12 protein-coding genes and 1 pseudogene are annotated in these 22,162 nt (G+C 44.5%); 11 read left to right on the top strand and 2 right to left on the bottom strand.

The features are described 5' to 3' along the window. Positions 1 to 108: pseudogene (locus JHD69_RS21510) on the bottom strand (FecR family protein); the annotation flags it as partial. Between the two features lie 13 nt (positions 109 to 121). Here JHD69_RS21510 and JHD69_RS15480 point away from each other — a divergent pair. The 11 genes from JHD69_RS15480 to JHD69_RS21515 all read left to right on the top strand — a co-directional run bounded on the left by JHD69_RS15480 (position 122) and on the right by JHD69_RS21515 (position 20,738). Beyond that, the gene (locus JHD69_RS15480; RefSeq protein WP_233165952.1) at positions 122 to 298 is read left to right on the top strand and encodes a sigma factor-like helix-turn-helix DNA-binding protein; all 177 of its coding nucleotides are present in this window, start codon (positions 122 to 124) and stop codon (positions 296 to 298) included. Between the two features lie 111 nt (positions 299 to 409). Continuing rightward, positions 410 to 1,591 carry a FecR family protein gene (locus JHD69_RS15485; RefSeq protein ID WP_199141253.1) on the top strand — a complete coding sequence of 394 codons (1,182 nt, stop codon included), beginning with the start codon at positions 410 to 412 and terminating at the stop codon, positions 1,589 to 1,591. Between the two features lie 131 nt (positions 1,592 to 1,722). Beyond that, positions 1,723 to 5,145, top strand: coding sequence for a SusC/RagA family TonB-linked outer membrane protein (locus tag JHD69_RS15490; protein ID WP_199141254.1), 3,423 nt, complete (start codon positions 1,723 to 1,725; stop codon positions 5,143 to 5,145). Between the two features lie 31 nt (positions 5,146 to 5,176). Then, entirely contained in the window at positions 5,177 to 6,793 is a 1,617-nt protein-coding gene (locus JHD69_RS15495; RefSeq protein WP_199141255.1) for a SusD/RagB family nutrient-binding outer membrane lipoprotein, read from the top strand. Positions 6,794 to 6,816: 23 nt separating this feature from the next. Beyond that, positions 6,817 to 7,887: a glycosyl hydrolase family 18 protein gene (locus tag JHD69_RS15500; protein ID WP_199141256.1), complete on the top strand. Its 1,071-nt coding sequence runs from the start codon at positions 6,817 to 6,819 to the stop codon at positions 7,885 to 7,887. A gap of 41 nt (positions 7,888 to 7,928) precedes the next feature. Beyond that, positions 7,929 to 11,432: a gliding motility-associated C-terminal domain-containing protein gene (locus JHD69_RS15505; protein WP_199141257.1), complete on the top strand. Its 3,504-nt coding sequence runs from the start codon at positions 7,929 to 7,931 to the stop codon at positions 11,430 to 11,432. Further along, entirely contained in the window at positions 11,429 to 12,337 is a 909-nt protein-coding gene (locus JHD69_RS15510; RefSeq protein ID WP_199141259.1) for a PorP/SprF family type IX secretion system membrane protein, read from the top strand. The genes JHD69_RS15505 and JHD69_RS15510 overlap by 4 nt, the downstream gene beginning before the upstream one ends. Before the next feature lie 170 nt (positions 12,338 to 12,507). Further along, on the top strand, positions 12,508 to 14,754 hold the full coding sequence (locus JHD69_RS15515) for a GH92 family glycosyl hydrolase (protein ID WP_233165954.1): 2,247 nt from the start codon (positions 12,508 to 12,510) through the stop codon (positions 14,752 to 14,754). A 3-nt stretch (positions 14,755 to 14,757) separates the two neighbouring features. Then, entirely contained in the window at positions 14,758 to 17,382 is a 2,625-nt protein-coding gene (locus tag JHD69_RS15520) for a glycoside hydrolase family 2 protein (protein WP_199141261.1), read from the top strand. A 147-nt stretch (positions 17,383 to 17,529) separates the two neighbouring features. Further along, entirely contained in the window at positions 17,530 to 18,399 is an 870-nt protein-coding gene (locus tag JHD69_RS15525) for an ROK family protein (protein ID WP_199141262.1), read from the top strand. A gap of 203 nt (positions 18,400 to 18,602) precedes the next feature. Beyond that, the gene (locus JHD69_RS21515) at positions 18,603 to 20,738 is read left to right on the top strand and encodes a tetratricopeptide repeat-containing sensor histidine kinase (RefSeq protein ID WP_199141264.1); all 2,136 of its coding nucleotides are present in this window, start codon (positions 18,603 to 18,605) and stop codon (positions 20,736 to 20,738) included. Position 20,739: 1 nt separating this feature from the next. On the opposite strand, the gene JHD69_RS15535 is transcribed toward JHD69_RS21515, so the two are convergent. After that, complete coding sequence (locus JHD69_RS15535; protein WP_199141265.1) at positions 20,740 to 22,032, bottom strand: sensor histidine kinase; 1,293 nt, start codon at positions 22,030 to 22,032, stop codon at positions 20,740 to 20,742. Between the last annotated feature and the right edge of the window lie 130 nt (positions 22,033 to 22,162).

Genomic DNA, 22,162 nt, shown 5'->3' on the forward strand with positions numbered 1-22,162 from the left:
AATCACCTTGAAAGGATGCAACTTATCTTTGGCTACCTCAAAATAGGCTTCGCCAGTTAATTCTACCCTGCGCTCTTTGGCCCCTGTAAAACTCAATGGATATTTCAGGCAGGTATATCAATTGTCTAAAATAGAGGGTTTAAGCCATAAGGAAATCAGCGAGCGTTTGGGGATTTCTGTATCTACCGTTAATAACCATATCGTCAAATCTTCTAAGGCGGTAAGAAATTTCTTGTACCAACACGGCGATCTGGCTGTTGCCTTAGCCGTAGTTGCCCTTTTTGATCGGGTGAAATAATTTTTTTAACCTGATTATCAGCGATTTATATGTTTTTTAAGAATTTCTGTCGATTTGACTAGTTGTTGAGGCTTACTAAAACGTATTAGTAGTTATTAACCAAATATATTTATGGATCAAATCGATCTGCTGTTTGCCAAATTCGCAAAGAACGAATGCAGTGCCCAAGAATTGGAGTACCTGTTGAAATATTTCGCTGATGGCAATGATGAAACGGCGCTTAAAAGAAATATAAAGAAACAGCTTGGTCAGGCCTATCAATCGAACAGCCAGTTGGATATGTTGGTAGAAGAGGTGTTTGAAAACATCAAGGAAAGAATCGGCAACCAAGACACAGTAAAATTAAGGCCTAAATTCGCGATTTACCGTTATGCTGCCGCAGCAGTTATTGTACTCTGCGCTTCAGTTGCACTGTGGTACAATTTTTATTCTTCATCGTTAAAAGATCAGGAAAAGGTAGCTGCTCGCCCCATTGTACCTGGCGGCAGGAAGGCCATGCTTACCTTGGCCAATGGTACGAAAATTGACCTGACCCACTCCGTTAATGGAGCATTGGCCAAAGAGGCGGGTATAGAGATTACCAAAACCGCCGATGGACAGTTGCGCTATGAAATAAAAGACCAGCATCAAACCCCAAGCTTTGCACTTTACAACACCATCGAAACGCCTAAGGGTGGTCAATATCAGATCCACCTGCCCGATGGCACCAAAGTATGGCTCAACGCCGCTACCAGCCTGAAATATCCATTGAGTTTTACAGGGGCCAAAGAGCGCAGGGTAGAATTAACTGGCGAAGCCTATTTTGAGGTAGCCAAAGATAAGTTGCATCCTTTCAAGGTGATTTCCAAAAATCAGGAAGTACAGGTATTGGGCACGCATTTTAACATCAATGCCTATGCAGATGAGGATAATATCAAAACCACATTGCTCGAAGGTGCTGTACGCGTGGCTATTCGGACCAAAGGCCAACATGCGAATGAAGAAATATTAAAACCAGGCCAGCAGGCCATTTTGGAGGCAAATGAGATTGCAGTAGTTGAAAAAGATGTAGCGGCCGAAGTGGCCTGGAAAAATGGGCGTTTTACCTTTGTAGACGAACCTATCGAAAGCATTATGCGCAAAGTGGCGCGTTGGTACGACGTAGATATTGTTTACAAGGGCAATATGAAAGAAAAGGCTTTTGCAGGTTCGGTTTCTCGCTACGATAACATTTCGAAACTGCTAAACACCATGGAAGCCACCAATACCGTACACTTTAAAATAGAAGGAAGGAGGGTTATCGTTATGGATTAATTATACACCTCCTTAAAGATAGTCCACAAAAAAGCCAGAGGTGCTTCGACCTCCCCCTGGCCATCGGTTGTGCCGTCTTTTAAAATGTTGCGAGACAAAATAAATCAACTAAACAAACCAAGACCAAATATATGAAAATTTCTCCCATCAGAAACGGGGGCTCTATTGGCGTTGCAAAAAAAATCGTTCGTATCATGAAACTCACTGCGATTATATTGACCCTATTTTTACTCAGGGTAAGTGCTTTGACCCACGCACAGGTATCGTTGAACGAAAAGAAAGCCCCTTTGATTTCTATACTTGCCAAAATCAAGAAACAAACAGGTACAGAATTCCTGTACAATGTATATAGCCTTAAAAATGCAAAACCGGTTAGCATTAGATGCAATAATGCTTCCTTGCAGGAAGTATTGAACACTTGTTTTGCCGATCAGCCTTTTTCTTATAAGATACAAGACAATACGGTGATCATTGTTACACCGCCCAATACACCCAAAGTAGCACAAGAAATGCCCAAGTCTTTATCGCTGATCAAAATAACCGGTAAGGTAAAAGACACGGCCGGGGTGGCCATGCCCAATGTGTCGATCCTGAACAAAACAACGGGCAAAGTGGTAGGTACCGATGACAAAGGTGCTTTTGCTATCGAGGCCAATGCGGGCGATGTGCTGGTATTTTCTTTTATCGGCTATGTAAAACAAGAAATTACAATAGGCACGGCCACCCAACTGGATATCGTACTTCGCGAAGAAAAAAATACCCTTGCGCAGGTGGTTGTTACTGCACTTGGCATTTCCAAAGACCAGCGCAAACTTGGCTATTCGATGTCGACGGTTAATGGTAACCTTTTAAACGAGGCCAAGGAACCCAATGTTGCCAATAGCTTGAGTGGCCGGGTAGCGGGCCTGAATGTAAGCGGCGTAAGCAGCGGTCCGGGGTCTTCGGCGCGTCTGCTCATTCGTGGTGTTTCTAATTTTTCGGCTACAACAGGTCCTTTGTTCGTCATCGACGGGGTACCGATGGACAATACTCAAAAAGGATCGCCTGGCGTGTATGGCGGACAGGATTTGGGCGATGGCATCTCGAGCATTAACCCCGACGATATTGAAAATGTAGTGGTATTGAACGGTTCTGCCGCATCGGCACTTTATGGAACGCGCGCAGCCAATGGGGTTATTCAGATTACCACCAAAAGTGGCAAGGGCCAAAAAGGCTTTGGCGTAGAATACAGTGGCAATTTTAGCATCAACAGCATTATAGACAATACCGACTACCAAAAAGTTTACGGGCAAGGGCTTAACGGCAACCGTCCATCAACTCGAGCAGATTTGGTAACGGCCAGTTTGAACAGTTGGGGCGCAAGGATGGATGGCGAAATGACCATTGGTCAAGATGGCTTAATGCATCCTTATGCCCCTGTAGATAACCAGTTGGAGAAGTTTTACAGAAATGCTCCTGTATTTTCGAATACCTTGGCGCTCTTGGGTGCTGGCGAAAAAGGTAATTTCAGGTTGTCACTTTCTCAAACCAACAACCAATCGGTTATTCCGAACAGTGGCTTGAAAAGATATTCGGGCAACTTGAACATCAATCAAGAGATCATCAGCAAGCTGAAACTAACGGCCATGATCAATTACATCCATGAAGATGTAAAACTGAGGCCCAACTTGGGCGATATGAGCCGTAATCCGAATTTTACCATGTCGCTGTTGCCAGCCAATGTAAACCCTGATTACCTGAAGTTGATTTATGATCCGGTTACGGGCAACGAGAACCACATGGGCAACGGAGGCTATATCCCTAATCCATGGTTTGTAGTGGATAAGGTAATTACCAATAGCAGACGGCAACGTCTCATTTCATCAACTTCACTGCGCTACGATTTTACCAAGGAATTGTACCTGCAAACCCGCTTGGGCTATGATCATATTGTTGATAATGCCCTGCGCATAGAGCCAACAGGTATTGGTTACAACCCGAATGGCCAGTTAGAAGAGCTTTCTAAAGCGCAAACCACCGAGATGAACATCGATGTATTGGCTGGCTATTCGAAAAAGATAGTTGCCGACCTTACTCTCGATGCGGCCATTGGGGGCAATATCCGTAAGTTTAATTTCGAAAAGGTAGGCGTTTCGGGCTCGCAATGGAAGATCCCATATTTTTATACGCCATCTAACTTAACGATACAGAATACCATTTATCCATCGCCAAATAGGCTACAAACCAATTCGGCTTATTATACGCTCGATTTTAACTATAAAAACTACTTGACCTTAAGTACAACAGGTAGATACGATGAGTTTAGTACCACCACCAAAGCCATATTTACCCCATCGGTAAGTGCCAGTTTCATTTTTTCTAATCTCGTAGAAATTCCAAAGCTCACCTTTGGTAAATTCAGATTGGCCTATGCCAAAACCAGTGGTGAAGCACAGCCTTTTAAAAACGCCAAATACTATAGCATAGCTGCTGGTGATATTGGTGGAAAAACCTATGCCAACCTGGCTTCAGAAATTTTGCCCGAAAATTTAAGTCCTTATTCGATGCGCGAGTTCGAAACAGGTTTAGAACTGAAAGGTTTTGATGGCCGGTTAGGTTTAATGCTTTCGTATTTCGCACGCAAAACCACCAACGAACTGGTATCACAACAGATCAGTATTGCTTCTGGAGGCTATCAATCTACTTACATCCCCTTGGGCTCTACCCAAAATAGGGGGCTAGAGCTGACTTTAAATGGTACACCGGTTCGTAACAGCGGGTTTAGCTGGGATGTTTCCTTCAACTTTACCAATGTAAACAACAAGCTATTGAATATTGATGGCATTACTACCAGCATCCAAAACTCTGGCGAAGGCCAGTACAGGCCAACTGTAGGCCCGTATGCCAACGGTGCCGGTATATATGGCATAGTAGGCTTGCCTTTGGCCCAGATCATGGCCAACGATTACAAGTACGATGCCAATGGCAATATCATCATTGGTATAGATGGAATCCCCGTAAGAGGTCCGTTTACCCCAATGGGATCCGGCCTACCTAAATATTATGGTGGCTTAAACAACAGTTTTACCTATAAAAACTTTAACCTTTCTTTCTTGGTCGATTACCGATTTGGCAATAAAGTACTTTCGGCCACCGACTTTTTGAGCGTTTACTACGGACTGAACAAAAAGACCTTGGTAGGCAGGGAGACAGGTATTATAGCCAAGGGAGTTACCGAAGACGGCCAGCCCAACCAGACTTTGGTAAGTGCACAAGATTATTACCAAGGCTTGGTAAAGAACATTCCGGCGGTAACTGTTTACGATGGCAGCTTTATCAAGTTGCGACAGGTAACCTTCAATTACAGCTTGCCAGAGAAATTGTTGGACAAAACCCCTTTCCGGGCAGTAAGCATAGGCTTTGCCGCTCGTAACCTCCTTACGTTGATGAAGCATACCAAGAATTTCGATCCAGAGGACACGTTTTCGTCGCTTACCGGTAACGCGGGCTTAGAAGGGGCGGGTTTGCCACAGACGCGTAATTATGGCCTAAGCTTAAACGTAAAGCTTAAATAGTTTAAAAAGATAAAAGTTAAAATAGATACTCATGAAGAAGCTAACTTTTTACCTCATACTTGCAGCCGTCCTTTTTATGCTCGGCTGTTCAAAAGATTTTGAAGAATTAAACCGCGACCCTACAAAAGCCAATGAAAGCAATACAGACCCGAATTATTTACTTACTTCGGGGCAATTAAATTATGGAAATATAACTGAACACCAACTGTACGAACTGGCACCAATGGTACAGGTATTGGCATCAACCATTACCCAAACCTCTTATAGTGCTGGCGATAAATACAGTTCTCAATTATTTTCATACAATGATCGTTTCTTTAACGACGGACAAACGCAGGCAGGCTTATTTGCCGAAGCCATTACCCTTGCTACACAAAAGGATCCTGAAAAATACCACAACCTGATCCAAATTTGTAGAATAATGAGGGTAATGGCCCTGCAACGCGTAACCGATGTATACGGCGATATTCCTTATTTCCAGAAAAATGGAACCCTCTATCCGAAATACGATAGGCAGGAGGAGATTTACAAGGATATGCTGGCTACACTTGATGATGTGGGCCAAAAATTGGATAAGAGCAAGGCCAAAGTTGCCGGCGATCTTTATTACGATGGCGATATAGACAAATGGCAAAAATTCACTTATGCGCTCATGTTGCGTGTAGCTATGCGCCTTACCAAAATAGACCAGGCTACGGCCAGATTATATGCCGAGAAAACCAAGGGCAAGACCTTTGCCGATTTGGCAGACAATGCCATCTTAAGGTTTAACGGCACAGCCGAAGAACGCAAAAACAAATCGGCCAACGCTTGGTTTGGCGATGCCGCCACTTTTGGACAGATCAGGTGGTCTAAAACCTTTATCGATTACCTAAATAATAATAACGACCCAAGGTTATACGTGCTGACCGAAAAGGCAGATACGGGTTTGATCAACAATAACGACTTGAGCAAAAAAGCCTTTGGCTATACCCAAATTAATCCAGCTCCGAGTGGTAAAATTTACGAAGTGCCCATGGGCATGCCTAATGGTTACGATGTAAACGGTGTGCGTAGCATCGAAACGGCGCCTAACTATCCAGGGCCAACAGGAAAGGGCAGCAATGCCTCGCCTTTGGGCAATTATGCAAGGCCAGTAAGTTCTGTTTTTGCCGTACCCACTTTCCCTGTATTTATCCTTACTTATGCCGAAACAGAATTGTTATTGGCCGAAGCCAAGGCCAGAGGCTGGGATGTAGGTGCTACATCGGCCAAAGACCATTATAAAAACGGTGTAATAGCTGCCATGAAGTCGTTAGAGCAATTGAATGGAATGTTGACCATGGGCGGCGAAGTACAGGCTTTTGCCGATGCCCATCCTTTAGATGAAACTTCTCTGGAAAAATCGTTAGAAATGATCAATTCGCAATATTGGGTAGCCACACTGTTCGATTTTCCTGAAACTTGGGCCAATTATAGGCGTAGCGGTTATCCGGTACTAACCCCGGTTAATTATCCAGGCAACCGTACCAATGGCCTATTGCCCCGTCGTTTAAATTACCCCAACAGGGAAGCCTCTTATAATGCCAGCAACTACAATGAAGCGGTGGCACGTTTGGGGGGCAACGATCTCGATCTTACCAAAAGAGTTTGGTGGGATAAACCATAAAGCTAACCTAAAAAACTATAGTTATGAAAAAGATATCTTGTTTATTGATCAGTAGCCTACTTTTATTAGGCGCCTGTAAAAAAATAAAAACAGAACAAAAGTATCCCGATATCAAAAATGATAAGGATACTGAACTGCAAGGCTGGACTATTGCCAGAATTGAGCAGATTGCCAAGCAAAAGGCCGATTCGATCAGAATTGTAGATTCGCTTTCTAAAATAACCGGGCAGGTAGATCCTAATTCGTTGCTTACCAAGAAGAATCTACTCATTGCCTATGTAGAAGTAAACAATCGTGCCTTTAAAAATGTAACCTGTTATTTGGGCGAAGACAATAAGCCAGTAATTGATTTGGCCTGGATTTTTGCACCCAACATTAACCTCGATGCAGCTACAGGTAAAGCCAAAATTACCTATAACAGACAGGTTCAGGCCCTGATTGATAACGGCTGGCCCAGATATGTACAAAGCAAGGGCGTAAAAGTGGGCATGACCATTTTGGGCAATCATGATAATGCTGGATTTATGAACTTCAGAAATTTGGAAGAAGCTACTGCTTTTGCCCAACATGTAGCCATAGAGGTGCGTAGGCTAGGCTTGGATGCGATCGATTTTGATGACGAATATTCTAACAGTCCATCATGGGCCAATAACCAATCTTTTGCCATGGTAGTATCGGAAGTGAAGCGTTTGTTGCCCGATAAATTTGTACACTGCTACATTTATGGCGGTGCAGGCTCTACTATTTACAACGGCAAACGGATGGGCGATATTGCCGATGCTGGTTCTTCTGCATATTACCCGCAAATACCTTCTGCTGGGAGCGCAGGTTTCCCGGTGGGCAAACTCATAGCCAGTGCCAAGCCATTTTCGCCTTCCTATAGCGGATTTGGCAATGCCGAGGCCACTTGTAAAGACTTGATGACCCAAGGCTACAGAGGGGTAATGCTGTTCGATTTCAATTCTTTCGCTGCTAATTCTGTCGATTTGTTAAGGCCATATGTAAAAGGCTTAAAAAATCAGGATGTAAAGGAAATTACGGGTTGCCCCATTAGAACAGAGAGTGATGATGTGAACGTAACCAATAAGCCATAGGTCGTTCAGAAAAGGATTAACAAAGTTTAAACTCATTGAAAATGAATATAAAATTCATCAGGTTAGCGCTATTGCTATTGTTCTTGTTGACATCAAAAATCACGATGGCACAAGTTAATATCTTTAGGGCAGGAAATGTAACGATTACAGGTTCCACACCGATAATATATGGTTCCATTGCCGATATCAACGATGGCAATACGGGTACCGATGTAGAATTCAGCAGCCCTGCATCAAAAAGCGTTGAGTTGCTCATTACCTGTAACAACGCAGAGAAAATAACAGAGTATTTTATCAATTACTATTATACGAGTCAAAATGCAACTACAATTACTTTGTCTGGCTCTCAAAACAATAGCACTTGGACCCAAATTGACACCAGGACGGTATCGGCCACTGCTACAACCATTAGTGCCACATTTGCCAATACGGTAAGCTATAAATACTACAAGTTTGTATTTGCCAATATTGCCCGGAGCTCTTTAGATATTCGAGAAATTGAAGCCTATAACAATGATCCGGTAGTGCCAACGCTTAAAGCTACGTTAGGTGCCAATGTAAATACAATCAACCTGTCTTGGGACAAAGCGATCAGAAATCAAGGCAGCTATCAGTTAGAGCGATCAACCAATGGTACTGATTTTTCTTTAATCTATACTGGAAATACGGCATCGGCTACTTCTTATGCCGATACGCAACGCGATCCTCAAACAGATTATTGGTATAGGGTAAGGGCTATCATTAATCAAGTTAATCAGCCATATTCGGCAGTAGTAAAAGTTACAGATAAGCTGGAAGGAACCCCAACTTTAACTGCCGTGCCAGGCAATTTGAGTAAGGAAATTGCCTTAAGCTGGACGGCTCTCAATTTTTATAGCGATGGCCAATATGTGTTAGAAAGGTCTACTGACGGAGCTAATTTTACAGTACTTAAAACCGTAGACAAAGCTGTTTTGACCTATACAGATACTACCGGAGTACGCAATACTTCTTATTGGTATAGGGTAAAAGGCGTTAATTATAAATCAACTTCGCCATACTCTGCTGTGGTTTCGGTTACGTCGGGCAACGATGTACTTAAAACGGCACCAGTACTTACGGTTGCTGCCGGAGCTACAGGTACTATTGCCAATCTTTCTTGGTCTGGTTTAACCATTTATACGCCGGGTCAATTTCAAATTGAAAGATCAACCAATGGAACTGATTTTACCTTGGTTAAAACTGTTGATAAATCGGTGAGTACCTTTGCCGATTCTACATTGACACAGGCAACCGACTATTGGTACCGGATAAGAGGCATTAACTATGTGGCGCCTTCTCCCTATTCGGCCATTGTAAAAGTGACTACCAAAAGTGATATGTTGACTACAGCCCCTACTTTAAAAGTGGTATCGCCTACGGGTACACAGGCCAACCTATCATGGGCCTTGTCTTTTGCTACGCCAGGGGGCTTCGAACTCGAGAAATCGACCGATGGGACCAATTTTACGCTGATGGGCAAGCTTGACAAAGCTGTTTTGGCCTATACCGAGGAATCTTTAAGTCCAAATACGACATATTGGTATAGGGTAAGGGCCTATAACTATGTTTCAAAATCGCCTTACTCAACTGTGGTAAGCATCACTACCAACAGCATTACTTCAACCCCTGCCGATATTACCGATGATGGAGGCAAATTAACGGTGAGTGCCGATAACACTGGTGGGGCCAATGCGGGCGAAGGTTCTTCAAAATTGATCGATAATAATATTGCCACCAAATGGTTGGTTTTTACGGGGCAAGCCAATGGCGATCTATCGGCAATTTATGAGCCTAAGGGAGCTTATATAGTTACTGGTTACAAATTAACGACCGGAGGCGATGCACCTGGGCGCGATCCAAAAAATTGGCGTTTCGAAGGATCCAATGATAAATTGGCCTGGACCATTTTAGATACGCGCACCAACCAATTGGGAGCGACAGCCGATAGGTATGCCACTTTTAATTTCGATATTCCAATACCTGGTACAACTGCTTTTAAATTCTATCGTATAGTATTTACGGCCAACAATGGTGCAACAGATGGGGTGCGTTTTCAGGTTTCAGAATGGCAGATCATGGGCATAGACCCTGCAGCGCCAGCTGTGCCTACAGCCTTGAGCATCTCTAATGTTAAAATCAATTCGTTAGATTTAACTTGGGCACAAAGCACTACCAAACCAGCTGCCCAATTTATCCTACAACGCTCAGAAGATGGATTATACTACAAATCTATTGATACATTGGCAGGCAACGTTACAACTTTTACCGATGTAAACCTGTACGATGGCTTTACCTATTATTACCGTATTAATGCCTTAGGTACTTCTTCAACAGCAGTTTCAGGCTGGTCTAAAGTAGCACAGGCAACTACGCTTACAAGCACAGGGCCACTAAGCCCTAAAGATTTGACCTTAAAATCTGCTGGCGAAACTTCGGCCACCTTAACCTGGACAGATCGCGCAACCGATGAAACGGGGTATGTTGTAGAAAGATCGAGAGACAATACCAATTTTACTGTCCTGAAAACCTTAGGTGCCAATACAACAACTTATACCGATGCCACTATTTGGCCTGCAACAGTGTTTTATTATCGTGTAAGGGCGCAAAAAGAGGCGATTTACTCGGCCTATTCAAATACTTTAACGTTAACTACTGGTGGCGTAAACACGCCTCCGTCATCAGGGCCGCTTATCTACAGAAAAATCTGTACTGCCGTTGGTACCTATAAGTTTAGTATTAATGGTTTAAGATCGGGGCCAGGGGCAGAGGGCATCCAGAAATTAAAGGTTACCAACATCAGTAGTGCCGATACAACGATTAGCAATCTTACCTTCCAGCCCGATGTAATAGATGGGGTTGCCTATTATGGCTTCAAAACTACAGGCAAGGCAATAGTAGGCGATTCGGCCACCATAGCCATTACCGTAAAAGATGATGGAGGCACCTTAAACTTTGGCTCTGATAGTACCACTTTTAAGGTGAAGATCTATTTCGTGCCGTTTAAAGTGAACGTTACCGCCGATAGGCCAATTACCAAGGTGCCTCGATATACCTTGGTTAACCTAACCGCAAATACCGATTTCCCTGCAGGTACTACCTACGAGTGGAAAAAAGCCGAAGGAATTGAAGGAGCCACCAACGGAATTAAGCTACGGGTTAGGCCCACAAAGGAAACAACTTATACCGTTGTGGCCACATCTGCTGCGGGTTGCACAGCTACAGCCAGCATTACCGTTTCTCCACAAGATTCGCTGGTAATTGCCAATGTGCTTACCCCGAATGCCGATGGCAAGAACGATACCTGGGTAATTTGGGGCATCGATAAATACCAGAACAACTCGGTAAAAGTGATGGACCGTCAGGGTCGGACCGTATTCGATCGCAAGAATTACACCAATGATTGGGACGGTACCTATAATGGTTCTGCATTGCCACAGGGAGGTTATTACTACGTAGTAGAGACCAACGATGGCGCCAAGCCTAAAACAGGAGTATTAATGATTGTTAAAGCAAACAAGCAATGAAACGAAGAATAAAAATCTTTATAATATTGGCCTGTTGTTGGAGCTGTGGCCTATTGGCTGCAAAAGCGCAGACTGCCAATTTTGGTACAGGATATTTTCAAAATCAGTACCTCTTTAATCCAGCCATGTTGGGGCTGAACAATAACCAGCTCAATATCAATGCCGCCTACAAACGGGAATCGACGGGTATAGACAATGGTCCGAAAACCCTTTATTTTACCGGCGATTATGCCTTTAACAATGGCATGGGCCTTGGCGTTAATGTGTTATCGGACAAGATTGGACCATTGAGCACTACCCGAATGATGGCCAGTTATGCTTATCGGCTTCAGCTTGATGGCGATAAGCAACAGCTTCATTTTGGCCTGGCGGCCGGAGGCATAGTAGAGCGTTTCAATACCATTGACGTTACAGGAGATGGTGCGGATGAGCTACTGTACAATTATAGCGATCGGAAAATGCATTTTGAGGCAGATTTCGGTGTAGCCTACATCCGCGATCGCCTCACCGTACAAGCAACCCTGCCTAATTTGGTGTCGGCTTTTGGCAATCAGGAGCGAAGTTCACTTAGCCAATCGACTTTGTTCGCGGCCGCTTCTTACCGCTTTAACCTTACCGGAACCGACAAAGGCTCAATTAACCTAGAGCCCAAAGTCGCCTTCAGGGGCTTTAAGGCCATAAAAAGTGTGGTAGACCTGGGTGCCAATGCCGATTTTATGCAGAACCAGTTCAACGTGTATGCCATGTATCATACCAATAAAAGCGTTACGGGTGGCATAGGTTTTAAAGCTTTGGATGCCTTGCAGGTTTCGGCTTCTTATACCTCAAGCAGCAGTACTTTTAATGGAGGATCGTTAGGCAACGCCTATGAAATAGGGCTTCGTTTTTACGTGCCTAAAAAATAAATCGCCCAAAGAAAGGCAGGGCCATCTCCTGCCTTTCAAATATGGCCCAAGGATTGTACCTTTATAATACCTTTAGGTGTTTGGAACGCCAAAAAGAAAGAATGCACCTTAATAATAAACACATGTTAGATAATTCCTTTGGAGCAGTTACTAAAACGATTAACCGATGTTTGAAAGTTGGATTGCTGATCCTTTTTCCAACCATTGCCCACGCACAGCGGCAAATGGCGGCCAAATTGACCTCCTTTATCGATCCCATCATCGGGTCGGCCAAGCATGGCCACGTTTTTGTAGGCGCTAATGTGCCATACGGTGCGGTACAGCTTGGTCCCAACAACATCTTCGAAGGTTGGGACTGGTGCAGCGGCTATAATTACAGCAGCAACAACATTACCGGTTTTGCACACACCCACTTAAGCGGTACCGGGATTGGCGATTTGGGCGATATTTCGATCATGCCCGCTACCGGAAGAGTGCTGCTGGAAAAAGGCAAAAAAGACAATTTGGAGCTGGGTTATGCCTCCACTTTTTCGCACGCTAAGGAAGTGGCCAAGGCAGGTTATTACAGTGTTTGGCTTGATCGCTACGACATTAAGGCAGAGCTTACGGCAACCGAACGCGTAGGTTTTCATCAGTATACCTTTAAGCCGGGAAGCGAAAACCCGCATTTAATGCTCGATTTGATAGAAGGCATTGGCTGGGATAGTCCGGTTGCCTCAAGCCTCAAACAGCTAGATGCCTATACCTTGGTGGGCTATAGAAATTCTAAAGGCTGGTCGGCCGATCAGCGCCTATATTTTGTCATCAAACTATCGCAACCCATTAAAAGCTTGAAGATTTATAGCGGCAACCAGTTGCAGCCGAACACCGATGTGCAGGGCAAAGAACTCAAGGCCGTTATCGATTTGGCTCGCCTGCCACAACATGTGCTTCAGGTTAAAGTAGCGCTTTCGCCGGTTAGTACCGACAATGCCATCCTTAACCTTAAAACCGAACTGCCGGGCTGGGATTTTAAAGCTACGGTTAAACAAGCCGATGCCAAATGGGAGAAACAATTGCAAAAGGTAAAAATAGAAGCCAATGCAGCAACCAAAAGAGTTTTTTATACCGCCCTTTACCATACCATGGTGGCGCCTTCGCTGTTTAACGATGTGAACAGGGATTACCTGGGCACCGATAAAAAAGTTTACAAAAACGCTAATTTTAATAACCTCACCACTTTTTCGTTGTGGGATACTTACCGCGCCGCGCAGCCTTTGTTTACCATCCTGCACCCAGAGAAGGTTTCCGACGTGATCAATACTATGCTGGCCATTTACAAACAGCAGGGTAAATTGCCGGTTTGGCATTTGATGGGCAGCGAAACCAATACCATGATCGGCTACCATGCTGTTCCGGTTATTGTAGATGCCTATCTGAAAGGCTATAGAGGCTTTGATGTAAGCCTCGCTTATGAGGCCATCAAGCAATCGGCCATGCAAAAAACAGAAGGCATAGCCTACATTCAGCAATTGAAATATATTCCAGCCGACAAAGTAAACGAATCGGTGGCCAAAGCCTTAGAATATGCCATAGACGATTATTGCATTGCACAAATGGCATTGGCTTTGAACAAAAGAGAAGACTATGCCTATTTTAGCAAAAGGGCCAAGCTCTATCAGGAATATTTTGATCCGCAAACCCAATTCATGCGTGGCAAACTGGCCGATGGCAATTGGCGTACACCTTTTAGCCCCTTTGCCTCCAAGCACCGCGAAGACGATTATACCGAAGGAAACGCCTGGCAGTACATCTGGCTCGTACCACATGATGTAGAAGGATTGGTCAAGCTATTTGGCAGCGAAAAATCATTCGTCACCAAACTCGATTCGCTATTCAGTGTTCCGTTTCAGTTCAGCAAGGAAAGTTCTCCCGATATTTCGGGCCTTATTGGCAATTATGCACAAGGCAACGAGCCGGGCCATCATATTCCTTATTTGTACAATTATGTAGGCCAGCCTTGGAAAACCGCCGATTTGGTACGCCAAATAGACCGCGAATTTTATACCGATAAACCCGATGGTTTGTGCGGCAACGAAGATGTGGGGCAGATGTCGGCCTGGTATGTTTTCTCGGCTATGGGTTTTTACCCGGTCAATCCCGCAAACGGCGCCTATGTTTTTGGTTCGCCTTTGCTTAACGAGGCCAGCATTGCTTTGCCGGGCAATAAAAAATTCAATATTAAGGTAACCAACAACAGCACCGTCAATAAGTATATTCAAAAGATTACGCTTAACGGCAAGCCTTATACCAAGAGCTATATTTTGCACAAAACCATTATGGCGGGAGGTAATCTGCAGTTCTACATGGGCTCCAAGCCATCGCCAACTTTTGGAGTGGCCGTGGCCGACAGGCCAATCTCTAACCTATCGCATTAGATTATGAAGCACAGCTATCTATTTTTGGTTTTGCTCTTAGGCTTGTTATGGGCTTCGCCTGTCTTTGCGCAGCAACGTTATGAGCTTAATTCAGATTGGTACACTATCAATATCAACGAAGTAAAAGCCAGCGGCGAACAGCTGTCGCAAGCCGATTTTCCGGTTAATACATGGATGCGGGCTACCGTGCCGGGTACGGTACTCACCACTTTGCTTCACAATAACAAAGTGCCAGATCCATTTTACGGCATGAACAACAAGCTGATTAAAGACGTTTACCATACCGGCAATGCCTATTATACTTATTGGTTTGTCAAATCGTTTAAACAGGTTGCCCAGGGCGATGAACAGGTGTGGCTGCAGTTTAGGGGGATTAACTACAAAGCCGAGATATTTTTGAACGGCAAAAAAGTAAATGCCAAAACCCACGAAGGCATGCATTTGCGCCAGCAATACAACATTACCAAGTTATTGGCACCTAACGGCAACAATCGCTTGGCGGTTTTGGTTTATCCACCCGATTTCCCTGGCAATCCAAATGGAGGCCAAGGAGGCGATGGCACCATTGCCAAAGGTCTTACTACCCAATACACGGCGGGCTGGGATTGGATCCAGCCTATTAGAGACCGTAATACTGGTATTTGGGATAAGGTAACCATCGAAACAACCAAGGCTGTTAACGTAGAAAATGTGCATGTGGTTACGTTGGTTCCGGGCAAACGCGAAGCAGAAGGGCCACAAAAACCAGCTGTAATCCGCACTTCGTCAGAAATTGTAAACCCAACTGCAAAAGTGGTTAATGGCTTTTTGCAATACCGCTTGGCAAACCAGTTGATCCGCGTTGCGGTAACTTTAAAACCGGGTGAAAAGAGAGAAGTGAAACTGCCCGATTTGAGCTTGGCCAATCCGAAACTCTGGTGGCCCAATGGCTATGGTAATCAAAACCTTTACCAAATTAATATGCAGTTTGTTACGGTTAGCGGAAAAGTGTTAGACCAAGAAGCAGTTAAATTTGGTGTGCGCGAAATTAGCAACGTATGGAACGACCGTACGCAAAGTATGGAAGCTCGTGTAAATGGACAGAAAATATTTATTAAAGGCGGCAACTGGATCATTTCTGATGCCATGTTGCGTTTCTCAGATGAACGCTACGATGCCGAAATCCGTTTCCATCGAGACATGAATTTAAACCTCATCCGTATTTGGGGCGGTGCATTGACCGAGCGACCGGAATTTTATAACGCCTGCGATAAATATGGTTTGCTGGTGTTCCAGGATTTTTGGTTCAGTGGCGATTGCAACGGCAAATGGATGGATCCGCTAAAAAAAGAAGACCAGTGGACACGCAGGCAATATCCCGATAACCACCAGTTGGCACTCGAAGCTGCTGCCGATCAGATCAAACTCATCAGAAACCATCCTTCCTTGGCTTTTTGGTGCGGTGGCAACGAAATTACGCCACCCGACGATATTTTGGGGCCGCTCAAAAACAAACTGTTGCCCGAACTGGATGGCACGCGCTATTTCTTCGATTTTTCGAACACCGATAGCATGTCGTACAATTCGATTGGGGGCAATGGCGATGGCCCTTACTCCATTCAGGATATCCGCACCTTTTGGGGCCACAAAACCTATCCTTATAACTCTGAAGTAGGTTCGGTTGGTGTAGGCGATTACGCCTCCCTGCAACGTTTTATTCCAGCCAAAAACCTCATCGCACCGCAAAACGGCGAACAGGCAGACTCGGTATGGGAATACCATAAATATATTCCTTATCACCAGTACATTGATCCTTACGGCAAAGCCAAAACTGCGGCCGACTTTGCCATGAAGGCCCAATTGGTCAACTATAACCAGTACCGGGCACTCATGGAAGGCTTTTCTAGCCACATGTGGGAGTGGTACACCGGCAGCATCATCTGGAAAACACAAAATCCGTGGACAGCGTTGCGTGGACAAATGTACGACTATTACCTCGACGTCAATGCCTGTTTATATGGCTTGAGGAAAGGCAGCGAACCCCTGCACATCATGATGAATCCCTTAGACAGCATGATTCAAGTGGTCAACAACGGTTTTAAAATAGAACGCAACCTGATGGTGCAAGCCAATGTTTACGACGCGAATGGCAAATTGCAGTTTAGCAACCAGCTTTTTGCAGAGGTAGGGCCATCAATGGTTAAAAAAATGTTTCCAATTAACGAGCCGCTTAAAAAATTAAATGATCAAGATGGCGCTTTTGTCGTACTGAAGTTGCTGTCGGCCGACCAAAAGTTATTGAGCGAAAACTTATATTGGCTACCTGGAAAGGATGGTGTGTACCATGGGCTGCAGGAAATGAAACCCGCCGATTTGAGGGTGGCTGTAGAAACCGTAGCAAAGGGCAAGTTAAACCTCCTGCTCGAAAATCCGTCAAATGGGCCTATTGCATTTTTTAATCGCATTGCGTTAGAAAATGCCAATACAGGAATGCGTATCTTGCCCACTTTCTTTTCCGACAATTATATAAGCATTTTGCCTGGCGAAAAGAAAACGGTAGCCATCGAATTTCCAGACCAGGGTACACTGCCTTTGGCCATAAGGGTTTACGGATGGAATGTAAAGGACCAACAATTGCCGGTTAAATAATACAGGCAAAGCATAAGAAATAACAATGTACGGCGGGAGAGCTGTAAAACAATTAGGGATGATTTATTATAACGGTTTTTCCTGCCTGCATTGTTTGTCGCTAAAAGCGTAAGTTTGAATAAAAAATGAAAATCAATCTACTTACCAATGGATAAATATATAATGGGCATAGATATAGGTGGTTCCCACATCACTACGGCTATGCTGGATATGGAAAACAAAACAATTTTGACTGATAGCTATGTAAGGAAAAAAATCAATTCGAGGGCCGGACATGAACAGATACTGAGCGATTGGAAAACCGTAATTGGCGAAACCCTTGCTCAGGCAGGTATGTCGAGCTGCAAAATCGGGATTGCCATGCCGGGCCCCTTCGATTATGAAAAGGGTATTTCCTACATGAAGAATACGACCAAGTACGAGTCTTTTTACGGACTGAACGTTAAAGAAATGCTGGCGGCGCAGTTGGGAATGCCTGCAAGCGACATCTTGATGCAAAATGACGCTGCCTGCTTTCTAGCTGGCGAAACCTTTGCCGGCGCGGGGCAGGGCTTTGATAAGGTAATTGGCCTTACTTTGGGTACAGGCTTGGGTACCGCCATTTACGAAAAAGGTGAAGTTAGCGATGCCGACCTTTGGCGTACGCCATTTTTAGATAGCTATGCCGAAGACCACCTGTCTACCCGCTGGTTTTTAAGGCATTATTACGAACTTACCGGCATCAACGTAATCGATGTCAAGGAAATGGCTAAGTTTTACGAAGCTTCTCCCAATGTGCGTGAGGTATTTGAAGAGTTTGCCGTGAACCTGGCCAATTTTATCATGGATTTTCAACAACAGGAAAATGCCGAAGCACTGATTATCGGAGGCAATATAGCCAATGCCTCGGCCAAGTTTTTGCCTGGCCTGGCCAAACAGTTTAAAAAACACGATTTTGTGTTGCCTATTTATATTTCTGAACTGAACGAACAAGCGGCACTTATTGGTGCGGCCAGTTGCTGGCAAGGCAAAAGCTAATTGACCAGTAGTTGTTGCCAAAATACCCTAAAGACCTTGCCCTATCGGCAGGGTTTTTTGTTTTGGAAAGCTTGGATATTCTTGTCGAATTCACAAATAGCCATGTAATTTGAACGAAATGAATAGATAAAGAATAAGAGTTGCTCGTCTATTAGTCCAATTTTAGTTATCTTGGATTATAAGGGCAAAAAATCATCCTGAGCGTGTATTGTTATTCATCCTTCAAATTCTTTAAGCAGTTTTGGTGGGCTCTCGTTTTAGCAGGTCTTTTTTTTGCTGTTTCTTGCAGAAAAGCTGTCGAACCTGCCCAAAACCACGATGCAAAAGTAGATAGTGCTTTTGATGTGGTGAACGGATTGCTCAACAGTGGCGAAATCAACCGCTCCATTCTGTATGTCGATTCGGTTTATGGCACTTTCTCCAATCCCAGCCCCATAGACCTTTGGAAAAAGTATAGTTTTCTGAGCAATTTTTACCTTTATTATGATGAGGCGCCCTTCAAGGCAGAAAAATATGTAGACAGCATGTTTGCCATGCTCAAAAGCAAAGGGACACAATACCATACCGAATATGCCTTAACCCTTTTTGCCAAAGGGGATGTGCTGCGTGCCCAGCACCGGTACGATAAGGCTTTTGAAAGCTATTACCAGGGCCATTCTTTTGCCAAAGAAAATCTCGACAGTTGTCAGGTGGCTAGCTTTTCGGCTAAACTGGGCTTGGTTAGGTTTGTACAGCAACATTACCTAAAAGCGGTACCTTATTTTAAGCAAACCTTGAAAGAAATGGCGAGTTGTACAGATCGTTCTACTTTCGAAAACCAGTTTATCACGCCTCAATCAACCTACAACAGCATTGCCTTGTGCTTTGAACGTGCAAACCAACCCGACAGCGCCTTGCGGTACTACCTGCGTGGCTTGGCTTTTATTAGGCGAACGGAACCGAGATACCCAGCCAAAAAAGACTATATTGAAACGGCAAAAGGGGTTTTTTATGGAAACTTAGGCGGATTGTATATCAGAATGAAAGATTATGCAAATGCCGAAAAATACCTTAACATGAGTATCGCCATAAATGATAGGCCCGGTTATGCCATAGGCGATGCACAAACGGCCAAGGCCAAACTTGCCGATCTGTACCTGCGTACCAGTCGTGTGGTTGCGGCAAAAGATGCAATTGCCGAGCTCGAAAACAATTTGGCGGCCAGGCAGGGAGAGAATGATGCCAACCTGAACCTGCGCAATTGGCTTTATCAACTCAAAAGCCGTTATTTCGAAATTGTTGGCGATACCAATATGGCCTATCGCTCAATGCTCAAGTATAATGCACTTAAAGATTCGCTGCAGGCGGTAAACAGCGAACTGAAAAGCGCCGATTTGGATGTGGTCTTCAAACAGGCCGAGCAACAACATTTGCTGGCATTGGTAAAAAGAGACCAACATTTAAAAACAGTTTACCTGGTAGCATCTGCCATTATCTCGGTCATGGTTATTGTTATCCTGCTGATGGTATGGCTAAGCTTAAAGCGCTCGAGAATAAACGTAGCCAACCTGACCTCGCTAAATAAACGCGTAATAGAGCAGAACGAACAGCTGCAAAGAACGCTTTCTATATTAGAGCAGAGCCAGCTGGATAATGCACAGCTTATGAAGCTGGTGGCCCACGACCTGCGAAGCCCAATTGGAGCCATAGATATGCTCGCCGATATGCTGTTGACCAAAAATACGCTTCATGCTACAGAAAAAGAACTGGTCGACTTGATGAAACAATCGGCCGAAGATTGCTTGAACCTCGTTGCCCAGTTGCTGCAGCCAGCAGTAGCCGTTAATGCACTAAAAAAAGAGCCCGAAGATCTTTATGGCATGCTCAATTACTGCCTTGCGCAACTTAAATTAAAGGCCGAGACCAAAAGCCAGCAACTCCTGCTTCATGGCCAGCCTCTTGTAGTATCGGTAAATGCGGTACAGCTTTGGCGGGTAATCAGCAACCTTATCGGTAATGCTATTAAATTCAGCTATGAACATACTGTTATCGAAATAACCCTGAGCCATACCGATTCGGAAGCCTTGATTTCGGTGAAGGACTATGGTATTGGTATTCCCGACGAGTTGAAAGAAAGCGTATTTGATATCTACAGCAAAAGCACCAGGGTTGGAACAGCCGGCGAACAGACCTTTGGTTTGGGTTTAGCCATCTCCAGACAAATTATCGAGGCACATAACGGCAAAATATGGTTCGATAGCGAAGTAGGGGTAGGCACTGTTTTTTATGTAGCGTTGCCTTTGGATAAACCGGAACTCCCGTTTCCAAAAACGGAGCCGCAAACGGCCACAAGCAAATGATTTATGAGCCGGTTTCAGATGGGCGAACCAGTTGCACAAATACAAAAAAGCTGGAGCCTTGGTCCATGGTGCTCTTAAAATCTATTCTGCCGCCTTGGTGTTCGATAAATTCCTTGCAAAGCATTAAACCTAGTCCAATGCCCTTTTCGTTATTCGTGCCATAGGTTGATTGGGCCTTGATAGAGAATATTTTTGGTTGCTTTTCATCCGGAATGCCCTTTCCGTTATCGCTGATGGTAATTTGGCATTCGTTGATCAGCTGCTGGGCATTGATGTCTATTTTTCCGCCGGTTGGCGTAAATTTTATGGCATTACTGATCAAATTGCGCACTACCAGCTGCAACATGTCGGCATCAGCAAAAACCTGGAGCGAAGCGGGGATGCTAACCTGGAGCGTAATGTTTTTTTGAGCGGCATTTGCGCTTTCCATTTCAATAGTTCCTTGCAGCGTTGCACCCAGGTTTATGGCAACCAGATTGGCATTCACGCCATCCATCTGCGATTTTGACCAATGCAGGAAATTAGATAGCATTTGTACAGCACCATTGGTCGATTGGATCAGGGCCCTTTCGAGCAATGGACGATTAACATCGTCCACCTGGCTTTCGTTGAGCAGTTCCAGGTAGTTTTGGATATTGATCAAAGGCGAACGCAAATCATGCGAAATGATGGACATCAGCTTGTCCTTTTCGCTGTTGCTCTTTTCCAACTGTTCGTTTTGGGCCAAAATCTGTTCCTTGCTTATTTCTACCGCCAAAGTCTTTTCAAGGGCAACCCGCCTTTCGTTATCGTAGCTTCTTCTGATGAACCTGATGATGATATAAACCAAGAAAACAGGTATCGGAAAGGCGGTAACCCGATCAATGAACTGCCCTTTGCCAGGGGTAATGGGATGATGTATCAGGTCTGGGTATCGAAATTCGATGAAATGGATAATCAAGAAACAGATTACATAGGTAATTAGCCATTGCAGATGCTGTTTATATGGCGAAATAGCCAGTACCAACAACAAATAGGCAGGCCAAATCAAATCGGTTGAACCGTCGATGCCAGAGTTGGTAAAGTAGTTGAGGCTAAAGATGATAAGGCCGGCTAACCCAAATATGCTGGTGTTATGTCGTTTGGCCTTAAATCTTGATAAATAATACTGGTAAACGAAAAGTATGCCGAATACCAACGCTGAGAAGGAGCCTACATATAAACCCGCATACCAATTGTAGGGAATGTAAAATAGGTCTAAAAGAACCAAGGCTACGCAAATAGAGTGGAAAATACGGCTCTCTAATGAAAACATCTGGCGACTGCCGATAAGGTCGGTCCAAAGCGTTTTGTTTTTGAGCGACCTTAAACCTGTCTCTTATACACATCTAAAAAGGGGGGGGGGGGGGGGGGGGGGGGGGGGGGGGGGGGGGGGGGGGGGGGGG

Source organism: Pedobacter sp. ASV12 (assembly GCF_016429155.1).
Classification (GTDB): Bacteria; Bacteroidota; Bacteroidia; order Sphingobacteriales; family Sphingobacteriaceae; genus Pedobacter.

Bases quoted from the DNA above. Each gene is read 5' to 3' on its own strand.
- JHD69_RS15485 (WP_199141253.1), top strand. From the start codon at position 410: ATGGATCAAATCGATCTGCTGTTTGCCAAATTCGCAAAGAACGAATGC.
- JHD69_RS15490 (WP_199141254.1), top strand. From the start codon at position 1,723: ATGAAAATTTCTCCCATCAGAAACGGGGGCTCTATTGGCGTTGCAAAA.
- JHD69_RS15495 (WP_199141255.1), top strand. From the start codon at position 5,177: ATGAAGAAGCTAACTTTTTACCTCATACTTGCAGCCGTCCTTTTTATG.
- JHD69_RS15500 (WP_199141256.1), top strand. From the start codon at position 6,817: ATGAAAAAGATATCTTGTTTATTGATCAGTAGCCTACTTTTATTAGGC.
- JHD69_RS15505 (WP_199141257.1), top strand. From the start codon at position 7,929: ATGAATATAAAATTCATCAGGTTAGCGCTATTGCTATTGTTCTTGTTG.
- JHD69_RS15510 (WP_199141259.1), top strand. From the start codon at position 11,429: ATGAAACGAAGAATAAAAATCTTTATAATATTGGCCTGTTGTTGGAGC.
- JHD69_RS15520 (WP_199141261.1), top strand. From the start codon at position 14,758: ATGAAGCACAGCTATCTATTTTTGGTTTTGCTCTTAGGCTTGTTATGG.
- JHD69_RS15525 (WP_199141262.1), top strand. From the start codon at position 17,530: ATGGATAAATATATAATGGGCATAGATATAGGTGGTTCCCACATCACT.
- JHD69_RS15535 (WP_199141265.1), bottom strand. From the start codon at position 22,032: ATGTTTTCATTAGAGAGCCGTATTTTCCACTCTATTTGCGTAGCCTTG.